The sequence below is a fragment of the Mesobacillus boroniphilus genome (genome assembly GCF_018424685.1).
In the GTDB taxonomy this organism is placed as follows: Bacteria; Bacillota; Bacilli; order Bacillales; family Cytobacillaceae; genus Mesobacillus; species Mesobacillus boroniphilus_A.
The window spans coordinates 20,415-32,665 of sequence record NZ_QTKX01000006.1 but is presented as its reverse complement, the minus strand read 5'-3'; the positions used below and the strand labels follow the sequence as shown (position 1 = coordinate 32,665).

At 45.4% G+C, this 12,251-nt stretch carries 10 protein-coding genes and 1 riboswitch; of the genes, 3 read left to right on the top strand and 7 right to left on the bottom strand.

The genetic code is table 11. The features are described 5' to 3' along the window. Positions 1-6: 6 nt before the first annotated feature. Entirely contained in the window at positions 7-1,479 is a 1,473-nt protein-coding gene (locus tag DYI25_RS21725; RefSeq protein ID WP_213372815.1) for a SulP family inorganic anion transporter, read from the bottom strand. Positions 1,480-1,747: 268 nt separating this feature from the next. Between DYI25_RS21725 and DYI25_RS21720 the strand changes: the two genes are divergently transcribed. Continuing rightward, positions 1,748-3,022: an MFS transporter gene (locus DYI25_RS21720; protein WP_249745627.1), complete on the top strand. Its 1,275-nt coding sequence runs from the start codon at positions 1,748-1,750 to the stop codon at positions 3,020-3,022. A gap of 615 nt (positions 3,023-3,637) precedes the next feature. On the opposite strand, the gene DYI25_RS21715 is transcribed toward DYI25_RS21720, so the two are convergent. The 5 genes from DYI25_RS21715 to DYI25_RS21695 form a co-directional block, all read right to left on the bottom strand. Further along, on the bottom strand, positions 3,638-4,021 hold the full coding sequence (locus tag DYI25_RS21715; RefSeq protein WP_213372850.1) for a VOC family protein: 384 nt from the start codon (positions 4,019-4,021) through the stop codon (positions 3,638-3,640). 48 nt (positions 4,022-4,069) lie between these two features. Then, positions 4,070-5,515 carry an ATP-binding cassette domain-containing protein gene (locus DYI25_RS21710; protein ID WP_213372813.1) on the bottom strand — a complete coding sequence of 482 codons (1,446 nt, stop codon included), beginning with the start codon at positions 5,513-5,515 and terminating at the stop codon, positions 4,070-4,072. After that, positions 5,512-6,573 (bottom strand): FecCD family ABC transporter permease, encoded by a 1,062-nt coding sequence (locus tag DYI25_RS21705; RefSeq protein WP_249745626.1) that lies wholly within the window; start codon positions 6,571-6,573, stop codon positions 5,512-5,514. Before DYI25_RS21705 ends, DYI25_RS21710 begins: the two co-directional genes overlap by 4 nt. Then, entirely contained in the window at positions 6,539-7,495 is a 957-nt protein-coding gene (locus DYI25_RS21700; RefSeq protein WP_213372812.1) for an ABC transporter substrate-binding protein, read from the bottom strand. The genes DYI25_RS21705 and DYI25_RS21700 overlap by 35 nt, the downstream gene beginning before the upstream one ends. A gap of 131 nt (positions 7,496-7,626) precedes the next feature. Beyond that, positions 7,627-7,806, bottom strand: a riboswitch (cobalamin riboswitch). A gap of 258 nt (positions 7,807-8,064) precedes the next feature. Continuing rightward, positions 8,065-8,841, bottom strand: coding sequence for a hypothetical protein (locus DYI25_RS21695; protein WP_213372811.1), 777 nt, complete (start codon positions 8,839-8,841; stop codon positions 8,065-8,067). A gap of 299 nt (positions 8,842-9,140) precedes the next feature. Between DYI25_RS21695 and DYI25_RS21690 the strand changes: the two genes are divergently transcribed. Both DYI25_RS21690 and DYI25_RS21685 read left to right on the top strand, forming a co-directional pair. Further along, positions 9,141-10,328: an FtsW/RodA/SpoVE family cell cycle protein gene (locus tag DYI25_RS21690; RefSeq protein ID WP_213372810.1), complete on the top strand. Its 1,188-nt coding sequence runs from the start codon at positions 9,141-9,143 to the stop codon at positions 10,326-10,328. Further along, entirely contained in the window at positions 10,325-11,182 is an 858-nt protein-coding gene (locus DYI25_RS21685) for a GNAT family N-acetyltransferase (protein ID WP_213372808.1), read from the top strand. The genes DYI25_RS21690 and DYI25_RS21685 overlap by 4 nt, the downstream gene beginning before the upstream one ends. 21 nt (positions 11,183-11,203) lie before the next feature. Here the strand turns inward: DYI25_RS21685 and DYI25_RS21680 are convergent, their stop codons facing one another. Further along, positions 11,204-12,067, bottom strand: a complete 864-nt coding sequence (locus tag DYI25_RS21680; protein ID WP_213372806.1) for a sulfite exporter TauE/SafE family protein — start codon at positions 12,065-12,067, stop codon at positions 11,204-11,206. Positions 12,068-12,251: the final 184 nt, after the last annotated feature.

The following is a 12,251-nucleotide window of genomic DNA, read 5'->3' as shown; positions in this document are numbered from 1 at the left end:
TACGTTTTAATGTCCGGACAGCTTGGCGCCTTCCTGTTTGTGAACGGCTAGCTTGTCAATCAAGTGAGAGCTTGGATCATTCAGGCCGTGCAAACGGACCACTGTTCCATTCGCTCTTAATTTGATGACAATTTTATCGATGGCCGCTACCGCTGAATCATCCCAGACATGAGAATGGGTCAGGTCGATGACGACTTCTTTTGCTGTTTCTTTCAAATCGAAGGATTCAATCAAATCCGTTACAGACGCGAAGAAAACTTGTCCTGTTACAAAATACGTACGGCGATTGTTTGCGACATCAAAAGTTGATGTGACTTTCACCTTGGAAATTTTCGCTACGAAGAAAATCGCGCTCAAGATGATTCCGGCAAATACACCTTTTGATAGGTCATGCGTGAACACTGTTGTAACAGTTGTGACAACCATGACGATTGAGTCTGTAACAGGAGTCTTTGCCATGCCTTTGATTGATGACCAGTCGAAGGTTCCGATCGATACCATGATCATGACGCCAACCAGGGCAGCCATTGGGATTTGAACCACAATATTACCTAAAACAATAATCAGGAACATCAAGAAAGTACCTGCAACAAGAGCAGACAATCTGCCTCGTCCGCCCGATTTAACGTTAATTACGGACTGGCCGATCATTGCGCAGCCTGCCATACCGCCGAATAATCCAGCAACGATATTTGCAATCCCCTGGCCGCGACTTTCTTTGTTTTTATCACTAGAAGTATCTGTCATATCATCGACGATCGAAGCTGTCAGCAATGATTCTAGCAAGCCGACAATCGCCAAAGCCAATGAGTACGGGAAAATAATTTTTAATGTTTCAAGGTTAAAAGGTACATTCGGAATCAAGAATGTTGGCAATGCTGAAGTCAGATTCCCCATATCGCCAACTGTTCTTACACCACTCTTTGTCATCAGCGCAATCACTGTAATGACGATGATCGCTACAAGCGGGGACGGAACAGCTTTGGTAATACGCGGGAAAAGATAAATGATTGCAAGCGCGCCCGCTACCATTGCATACATTACCCATGTTGCGTCTACAAACTGCTCTAGCTGTGCCATGAAAATCAAAATTGCAAGTGCGTTAACGAAGCCAATCATAACGGAACGCGGAATGAACTTCATGAACCTTGCCAATTTAAACACACCAAACAGAATCTGCAGGAGACCTGTCAAAATCGTAGCTGCCATTAAATATTGCAAACCATGGTCAGCAACAAGCGTCACCATCAACAGCGCCATCGCACCGGTCGCTGCTGAAATCATGCCAGGACGGCCGCCGACAATCGCGATTGTCACAGCAATTGCGAATGAAGCGTAAAGTCCTACCATCGGGTCAACACCAGCAATAATCGAAAAAGCGATCGCTTCAGGAATCAAAGCAAGCGCAACGACGATTCCTGCAAGGATATCTCCTTTAACGTTGCCAAACCATTGTTCTTTAATTGTATTAGTATTCAAGTAAACACCCCTTAATATTATTTTGTGGCTTCCTACTCTCAAGCAAGCCGGGTCCGATAAAAACAGGAATTATCATAACATATTTATTAAAACTAGCAACTACCATTGTAAGCGCTGTATATTGTCCTTTTCTTCAAATATCGACTGATATCTTCGTTTTTTACATAGATACGGTAAAAACCTTTAAATGTAAAATTGCCAATCTAACTTTGGTTCATGCAAGCTTTCAACAATGGAATTTTGTTATGATGTTCTGGGAGGTTTTGGTATGAATACATCGGGTTTATCCGCACCATTCAAGACGAATTTTTATTACGGCTGGGTCATCGTTTTCATCGCTGGTCTTGGCGTGTTTTTTTCAGGCCCAGGACAAACATACTCTGTATCCGTATTCATTGACTCTTACATAAAAGATTTCGGCTGGAGCCGCTCACATGTATCGGCGGTCTATTCACTTGCGACCCTTGCTGCCGGAATCTGTATGTTCTTTGTCGGCCGCTTCGTTGATAAATGGGGACAAAGAAAGATGTCAGTTATCGTCGGTATCGGGCTGGCCTTCGCCAGCTTCTGGAACAGCATGGTCGTCAACACCGCGATGCTGTTCATCGGCTTTTTCCTGATCCGTGTCCTCGGCCAGGGTTCGATGAGCCTGATTCCAAACACACTCGTACCACAGTGGTTCATCACGAAACGCGGGAAGGCAATGAGCCTGATGGCCATTGGCGGGTTTGCCAGTTCAGCGGCGCTTCCTCCACTGAATGCCTGGCTTGTCGCCACTTGGGGCTGGAGCTTCTCATGGAAGGTATGGGGCATCTTGCTTTTGGTGGTCTTTGTTCCACTGGCCTACTTATTGATCAGAAACAAACCGGAGGATATTGGAGAATATCCAGATGGTGTTAAACGCAATTGGACAAATGACCATGCTGATCCAAACAGAACAAGCAAGCACTTTGAAGAGGTGAACTGGACAGTCCAGGAAGCGGTCAAAACACGCGCATACTGGCTTTTGCTTTTTTGCGTCGGGATACCATCACTCGTCAATACCGGACTTACTTTTCACCTAATCTCGATTTTTAAGACAAATGGCATTTCTCCAGGAATTGCCGCACTTGTGTTAAGCTTGATGGCTTTGATCGGTTTTCCGGTCACATTGATCGCTGGGCCTCTTCTCGACCGGGTAAAAGTGCAGTATGTGCTTGCCGGCATTTTTGCAGGGGAAATCATTTTTATCCTCGTGCTGCTGGCAGCTGATCGTACAGCAATCGCGATCATTTTTGGAGTACTGTGGGGAATCAGCGGGGGATTTGAGCGGATTACATTGAACTACGTCTGGCCGAGTTTTTTCGGACGGCAATCGCTTGGCAGTATAAAAGGTTCGGCGATGACCGTAACCGTGCTCGGCTCAGCATTAGGGCCGTTGCCATTTGGGCTTGCCTTTGACCTTTTTGGCGGGTATGAGGAAATTCTGCTGTTTTCGATCATTTTGCCGGTTTTAGGTATAACAGCATCACTACTTGCTAAAAAACCAGTGAAGGAAGGATAGCGCTTAGAGTAAGTACTAGGTAGGCATTGTAAGTTTATTTGCCCTGCTCGTGACCGTCATTCCGATTTCTCACGCATTTCGGGCACATGTTGGTCTTACTTGTGACCGTCATTCCGATTTCCCACGCGTTTCGGGCACATGTTGGTCTTACTTGTGACCGTCATTCCGATTTCCCACGCGTTTCGGGCACATGTTGGTCTTACTTGTGACCGTCATTCCGATTTCCCACGTATTTCGGGCACATGTTGGTCTTACTTGTGACCGTCATTCCGATTTCTCACGCATTTCGGGCACATGTTGGTCTTACTTGTGACCGTCATTCCGATTTCTCACGCATTTCGGGCACATGTTGGTCTTACTTGTGACCGTCATTCCGATTTCTCATGCATTTCGGGCACATGTTGGTCTTACTTGTGACCGTCATTCCGGTTTCCCAGCATTTCGGGCACATGTTGGTCTTACTTGTGACCGTCATTCCGGTTTCTCACGCGATTCGGGCACATATTGGTCTTTTCCAATGACCGAAATTCTATATTCTTTCGCATTATTAGGCAATTCATTTTTCCTCTTCAAATAAAAAAAGTCCTGCAACTTAACAAGCTGCAGGACTTTTTTTCACCCAATCGGAGTACAGATTTCTATGTAGTGCCCATCCGGGTCGGCTGCATAGGCTACGACCTGGCCCCATGGTTTTTCGGTTGGCTCGAGCAGGATTGGAACTCCGGCTGACATCAGTTTCTCCACAGCTCCAGCAACATCCTCTGTTACGAATCCAAGCTCGAAGGTTTGTTCATTCCTGATTCCATCCGGGATCGGGAGCTTTGTAATTTCGCGGCCGCTTTCTCTCGTATTAATCGACAGTACTGTGCTGCCAGTTTCGTACTCGATATAGGTCCCAAATTCATTCCGGAGTTTAAGGCCGAGCAGCTCACCGTAAAAATGCTTTGTTTTTTCCAAATCGGTAACATATAAAATGACATAACCCATTTTTAAATCCATCATCTTCACCTCTTAAACATAAGTTCGAGATGGTTTGTCGAGTTTCCTTCATTTATATCCAAACGCGGGTTTACTTGCTCTGTAATTCAATATCGCTTCCTTTGTGCAAGTATAAATCCCCTCGCTGATCAGCTTCCCGAGCGGTGTTGCAGTGCCTGCATAGGCAATCGCCTCGCCCTGCTGGGTTGCGGCGATGCAGATGCTGTCCGTGGAAATGCCAGCTAACTGTCCAGCATTGCTCATCCCGCTTCCCTCCAGCTCATGCAAGACGCTTATTTTCGCTTCTGCTGCGGTCATTGCGCTCTGGATAAAAGCCTCCTCGGAAATCCTGCCATTAATGAACAGCCATGTATTGATATTCCTCGGGCTGTCCCGATGAGTGTTACCAGCGGAGACAATGATAAAAATCGACATACCGTCTGCCTCAAAAAGCTGGTATGATGCTGTCTCAGCGGGAACAGCTGTCATCATCCCTACCGTCTCGCTTGGCAGGAAGCCATTTTCCTGCAAATACTCAGCCATTTCCACCTTATGATCGCTGCAATCATACTCCATTGGTACAACCCGGTGTACGAACGAACTGTGCCAGCCGATCCCGGCACCTGTGATTCCGGATGACATCGTCCTCAATTTTACCGGTGACTGCAAGACGATCCTGTCTTGCCCTACATCGAGAAATCTGGCGTCAATTTTAAAATCAGCATCATGACTGCTGTCCGCTTCGGGAACCAGCAGCAATTGAGGCTTGGCGATTTCCGGATGCGGATGGTTTTTAATCTGGGTTTTATAGACTCTTTTAATTCTTTCTTCCTTTAAAACCTCCACAGGAGTGTCGATAATCAAAACTTCACCGTTTTCCATCAACAGCAGCCTGTCACAATATAATGAAGCCAGGTTCAAATCATGAAAAATAGAGACGATTGTCAGTTCCTCTTCTGCCGCCCACTTTTTCAACAGATCAAGCAGTTCTTTTTGGAAACTTAGGTCGAGATGGTTCGTCGGCTCATCAAGCAGGAGGACCCTCGGCTGCTGTGCCAGTGCCTGCGCGAGAAAGACCCTCTGTTTTTCACCGCCTGACAGTTCAACGATTGATTTTTCCTGGAGGTGTGTAACGCCTGTCTGCTCCATCACCTTCTGGACTATCCGCTCATCCTCACCTCGCCAGCTATTGAACCAGCCCTTCTGGTGTGCATAACGCCCAAGCGAAACCGTTTCTTTTACGGTATAAGGAAAAGCCTGGTCCGAATGCTGAGGAAGGACTGCCATCAGCCGGGCAAGCTGCTTTGGCGAATATAGGTCCAACGGACGGCAGTCGAGGTCGATGGAACCCTGCGAGAAATCCAGAGCCCCGCTGATCATTTTTAACAACGTGGTCTTCCCGCTGCCATTCGGGCCAAGGATTCCAAACAACTCCCCTTTGCCAACCTCAAAATTGATGCCTTTCAGGACTTCGCCGCCTGCATATCCTCCTGTCAAATCGTTTACTTTGATCATCGGCCAGCACTTCTTTCCCTGCGATTTCTCATTAAAATTAGCGCAAAAACCGGAGCTCCGATTAATGCTGTGATCACGCCGATCGGCAGTTCTGAAGGCGCGATGATTGTCCGTGATATTAGGTCTGCCAGAATCAGGAAGCCGCTGCCGATCAACACCGATAGCGGCAATAAATGACGATGGTCCGGACCCCAGAGGATCCTTGTCAGGTGAGGAATGACGAGACCAACAAAGCCGATTGTCCCTGATACCGCAACAGCTGAGCCTGTTAAAAGAGATCCGGACAATAAAATCAGCAGCTTGCGGCGCTCTACATTGACACCAAGGTGCTGTGCCCGTTCCTCGCCGAAGGACATTGCATTCAGCTCTCTTGTATTGGCAAGCAAAATTACCAAACCAATAATAAAGAAAGGAAAGATAATTTTAATGTACTCCCAGCCGCGCATCGACACGCTGCCAAGCAGCCAGCCGATGATTTGCCGCAGTTCTTCCCCGGATAAGGCGATCATTAGTGAAATGAACGATCCAAGAAATGAACTTAAAATAATTCCAGTCAATATAATCGTCTCAACCCTAAGCAGCCTGTCGACTCTCCGGGCAAAAAAGAGAACAAACAACACGGTTGCGAATGCGAACAGAATGCTCAGCACGGGCAAGGTGAATGCCCCAACTAGCGGCAATGAGATTCCGAAAAACAACGTGACGACCGCACCGATGGAGGCGCCTGAAGAAATCCCAAGTGTATACGGGTCTGCCAGCGGGTTGCGGAGCAATCCCTGGAATGCCGCACCGGCAATTGCCAGGGACGCGCCAACAAGTCCCGCCAGCAACACGCGCGGCAGCCTGATATCCAAAACAATGCTTTCATGCATCGGATCGATTCCCTGTCCCTGAAAGCGGAAAATCTCAGTACCAATGATTTCAATAATAGCGGGTACAGGGATCGAAACCGTTCCGATTGATATGCCCAGCAGCATCGAAATGATCAAAAAAGCTGCCGCAATCAAATATGCTATTCCTTTATTATTTAAAAACGTCCGGGTAAATGGTTTTGGCAAGCTCCTCTGCTCCTTCAGCGAGTCTTGGGCCTGAGCGGGTTACGAGGTCGGAGTGGACATCATATACCTGCTGGTCCTTGACCGCTTTGACATTATTCCAGCCCTGTCTTGCAAGCACCTGTTCAATTGGCTTTTCTGTATAATAACCATAGGTTGTCACAACGACATCAGGATTACGCTCGACGATTGCTTCTGGGTCGACCTTTGCCCATCCATCCATATCACCAGCAGCATTTTTCGCACCAATCAATTCAAGCATTTCATTGATAAAAGTATTTTTGCCGGCTGTATAGATTTCCGGTGCCGGGGATACTTCTACAAACACCGTTTTCTGCTCTTCAGGTTTAATCGCTTCAGCTTGCTTTTTCAGTTCTGCAAAACTATTTTTCATATTCTTTACAAGTTCAGCCGCCTTTTCCGGCTCACCAATTGCCTGGCCAATCATCTCGATTGATTCATACACCTTTTCAAACGACTGCGCATCGTTCACAACGACAACATTAATTCCCGCATCCTTCAACTGCTGAAGGCCTGCCTTTGCAGTATCCGCAGTAGACTCGTGGGCAAGGACAAGGTCCGGATTCAGCGAGATCATTTTCTCAATATTGAATTCCATTCCGCCGATTTTTTCCTTTGACATGGCTTCCTCTGGATAGTTGTCGAAATCCGTGACACCGACAATTGCTTCTCCGTTCTCGAGTGCATAGACAATTTCCGTGTTGCTCGGAATCAGGGAAATAATCTTTTCGGGCTTTTCTTCGATGACAACTTCTTCATCAAGCGCATCTTTTACAGTGACCGGGAAACCCGACTTTTGTTCCTGCGCGGTTTTTTCGCCATCATTCTTTTCAAGCTGTGCTTCAGTACTGCAGCCAACCAGGATCATTGCAGCCGCAATAATCAACAATAATAATTTTTTCATTTGCTTTTCCTCCAATTTTTTCGATAAATAAAAAACATCTCCACCTGAAGGGGAGATGTCCGAGTAAGCAAATGTTCTTTATCATCATAAAAGACATAGAGCCTGTCGGCACCTCCCTATCCTCGTAGGTTTGCTGGTGCAATGTACAGGCAGGTCTCCTGGCTCATGGTCAATGCTCGCTGCGCCTTCCCATACATTTGTACAGTGGCCGTTGCAGCTTGCTCCCATTTACAGTGGCGGGACCGCGTTGGATTTTCACCAACTTCCCTATTAAGTCTTTTTTAAAAGACACCCGTTCATTTCGATATGTATTTTTCCGCTAAATTCAATTATACACGATTTGCCAAAAATTGCTCCAAAGTTTTTGCTTTTTCGACTTTATTGGGGGCTCTTTTCTCATACTTTGTTGCTATTGACTACAAAATAGGATTGTATTACCTAAGTTTCTTTACAAAATTAACGCTTATTATGAGAAAAGAGCTTGCAAACTTAGTACCGACTTACAAAATGACTTTTATCACGTTAAAATCGGCTTTAGGATTTTAACAACAATCTTTACGAAAACAGCTTTATTTGGCAAGCAGACTCCATTCTTTCACCTTTTTATCAAAGACAAGCCTGCCATCCGGATTGCTGCGGCTTGCTTCTTTATATTCATCATGCATGTCATCCATGTTGGCAAAGTCCCCGATGATCCAGATTGGAATTTCAATTCTGTTGCGGTTTTGCTGGATGTTTTTCAACGAAAAAACCGCTCCTTCCTTCAACGCCAGTGTCAATGACTTCAGAATTTCCTTGCTGACGGCTGGATAGGACTTCTTTTTCCTGATCCCCAGCAGTGTTTTTTCAGGCTTCATTTCCCCGAGCTTGCCAGAAAGAACAGTCCCGAGCATCCGGAAAAAATCATTGAAGTTGCGGTAATATATTTTGTTAAACCACCCATCCTCATGAGAAAGGTAAACAAAACGATTATTGAGCTGGTTGTAGAATGGCAGCTTCAAATGGTGCTTGATGTGCCCGAGATAAAGGATCTCGGCAATCTCCTGTGCCGAAAGCACATTAAGTGCTTCCACTTCCTCAAAATCAATCCAGCAAAAATCTCCGTATGCATGGACATTGGCGGCGACCAACTTTTCAACTCCGTCTTCAGGTACATACTCAAATAGGGTATGTCTGTTGAATTCACCATCCTCATATTGATGCTTCAACAGCAGCAAATGGTTAAGTGAATCAGACAATGACCTTGCGAACTCATGGAATTCCATGCCATGCGAGAGCACGTATTGGTCCCGCTCGTTCAGATGGACATATAGTAAATCCCTGCTATAAGGATGGTTCTTTTTCAAAGGGCAAAACCTCCCGGAAAAATTCTCAGCTGCAAAGTTGCCAGCGACATTCTGAATCCGTACAAATAACGCTCCTTTCATTCTAACAAAAACCAGTGAAAATATCTTATTCTGACTCTTCAAAACCACAATTATTATCGGTCTTACCCGGCATAAGAATCCCTATCCACAAAGAAACTATTCCACCTTTTCATTCGTCTATTTTTTATACAGGAAAATGTTCCCTAAGTAGGGATTGTAAGGATAATTCAACTCTGCTAGCATAAAATTGTAAAAACGATTCGGACAGGGTGTAGCAAATGGAAAAGCATATTAAAAAATTTGATAGGTTTGATTGGACATTGACGCTCCTTTTATTGTTGTTTTTTCTGACAAGCTGCTTCGCGATATACAGCGCCCAGAGAACAGGCCAATATGTTGGACAGAACTTTTTATACAAGCAAATCTTTTGGTATGTCGTTGGGTCGGGGATCATTGGAGTTGTGATGATGTTCGACAGCGAACAGTACCGCAAGCTCAGCTGGTATTTGTACGGTTTTGGAGTCTTCCTGCTCGTCTTCCTGTTTTTCGCTCCTGCCAGCATAGCTGAGGAAAGGAATGGCGCCAAAAGCTGGTTTTTCATCGAGCCATTCGGTTCCATCCAGCCTTCGGAATTCATGAAAGTCTTTCTGATTCTTGCCCTTAGCAGCACGATCTATGCCCACCATAAAAAACATACAATAAAGTCACTTCAAACTGACTTCCTGCTTTTCATTAAGCTTGGCTTCATAACCGCATTGCCACTTGGAATGATTATGCTGCAGCCTGACCTGGGAACCTCTCTCGTCGTGCTGGCGATTTTCACCGGAATCATCCTTGTTTCAGGTATCACCTGGAAAATCATCCTTCCGCTCTACGGCGGAGGTGCGGCACTTGGAACCGGTATATTGTATCTCGTCATCTGGAAGCCGGAAATCCTTAAAGAATACTTGGGTGTAAAAACATATCAGTTCGGGCGTATTTATGCGTGGCTTGACCCTGATAGCTACCCCGAATATGGATACCATCTATTAAAATCGCTCAGTGCAATAGGTTCCGGAATGCTGACTGGAAAAGGCTTGAACGGCAGCGAAGTCTATATACCCGAAAGCCATACTGACTTCATTTTCAGTGTAATTGGCGAAGAATTTGGCTTTGTAGGCGGCAGCTTCGTCATCAGCCTGTACTTCCTGTTAATCTACCATTTAACTAAAACCGCACTGGATACGAATGACCCTTTTAATACCTATATCAGTGCCGGCGTCATCAGCATGATTACCTTCCACGTCTTCCAGAATATCGGGATGACGATCCAGCTGCTGCCGATTACCGGGATCCCGCTGCCATTCATCAGCTACGGCGGCAGCTCGCTTATGGGCAATATGCTCGCGATGGGGTTGATTTACGGAATCAGGTTCCATCATAAAACCTATATGTTTGCATCGAAAGACAGGAGTTTTGATATATGAAGCTAGTAAGCCATTACCATGGAAATGAAACTTTGAGAAAAAGCTTCATGCAGCTGGCCTTTGATATTTTCGGAATTGATTTTGAAAGCTGGCATGAACTTGGATATTGGGGAGAGCGATACATTCCGTTCTCCTATGCAGATGGCGACCGGATCGTAGCTAATGTATCGGTCAACGAGCTCGATTTTATTATTGAAGGAAAAAGCTTTAAAGCCCTGCAGATTGGCACCGTCATGACCCATCTTGAATACCGGAACAAGGGCCTGTCAGCAAGTCTGATGAACCATGTTTTGGATATGTACGAAGGAAAGTATGATTTTATGTACTTGTTCGCGAATGCCAGTGTGCTCGACTTTTATCCGAAGTTCGGTTTTGAAGAATTGGAGGAGTATCAATATTCCACAAGGATATCTGCTGGCCAGGGCGGATTTGATTTGAGGAAACTTAAGTTGGCAGATGACCTGCACCTTATTGAAAAAATAGTGTACGGGAGAGTACCGATTTCAAAAACCTTTTCGACCAATAATTCGTTCGGGATTACAATGTACCATATCCTGAATATTTTCACCGACCATCTCTACTATCATGCAGAAGAAGACGCAGTCGTTATTTTTACGAAGGAAAACGGGGCAGTCCAGCTGTACGATATAATCAGCACTGCGCCTGTCAATATAAAGAACATAATTGATTGCCTTGGAGACATAGATAAAATCGAATTCCACTTCACACCAGATGACAGTAACCTCCAATATCAGTGCGTTCCGTTTAAAAGAGATGGAGCATTATTTGTAAAAAAGGGAGCCGGACTGGAGTTTCCTCGTTTTGTGAAGCACCCTTTCTTATCAGAGGCTTAAATAGAAAAAAGGCTGAGATGCTCAGCCTTTTTTCAATATCCTGTTTGTCTTTATTTTTAGGATTGATCTCGCGAAGAAATACAGTATAAAAATGCCCATGATCCAGAGTCCCGTTTTATTCAGGTCAAACAACTTTAGCAAGGCCCCTGCCAGCGTCGCAAGATAAAGCAGGCCAAGCATGGCGTTCATTTCCTTATTTTCAAAATAACCAGTCATTCTCGCGCCGAATTGGGAGCCGACAAGCGTACCAGCAACCAGCATCAGACCAATGAAGTAATCGATATCCGTATTGACCGCATAGGAGATGAACCCTGCTGAAACGATCAGCAGTACAGCAAATAAACTTGTGCCGACTGCCTTTTTCGGATTGAAGCCTAGCGATGTAATGATAAGCGGAACGATGATGAACCCGCCGCCCACCCCTAGCGTTGCCGAGACAAAGCCACCAACAAAACCAACGGCCAATAGCTTTGGCATTGAAAAAGAAGTTGGGGCAGGATTATTGTCTTCTGTCTTTTTGCCCTGGCGAATCATTTTTACCGCAAAATAAAACAGCAGTATAATATAGAGGAATGGAATGACGACTTCATCCAAGCCCCGCGCTTCAAGAGCATACACAAGCGGCCTTGCCAGCTGCGTCGCAACAATACCGCTTGCCCCCATGATCACCCCCTCTTTCCAGAGGATATTTTTCAGGCGGATATGCGCTGTAATACCCGAAATGGATGTACCCATTGTGAAAAACAAACTTGTCGTGATTGCCTCAAGCGGCGAAAAGCCTATTAACAGTAAAATAGGCGTAAGGATAAAGCCGCCGCCCACCCCGAAAAATCCAGACAGGACACTGATCAAGCCGCCCAGCAGCAAATAAAGTATGTATTCCATAGACAACTCCCTCTTTTAAAACCGTTCTTTAATTAGATTACCACTTTTAACCTACATTTACAGAATGGGTGACCTTTCTTTAACATATGGCTACCGATAAAAGTAACCATGAAATTCCGCAGTTAATCTCCCATTACTGAAATAGTTGGCTCTAGCTGAATTAATAATGGTATACTTCTTATTA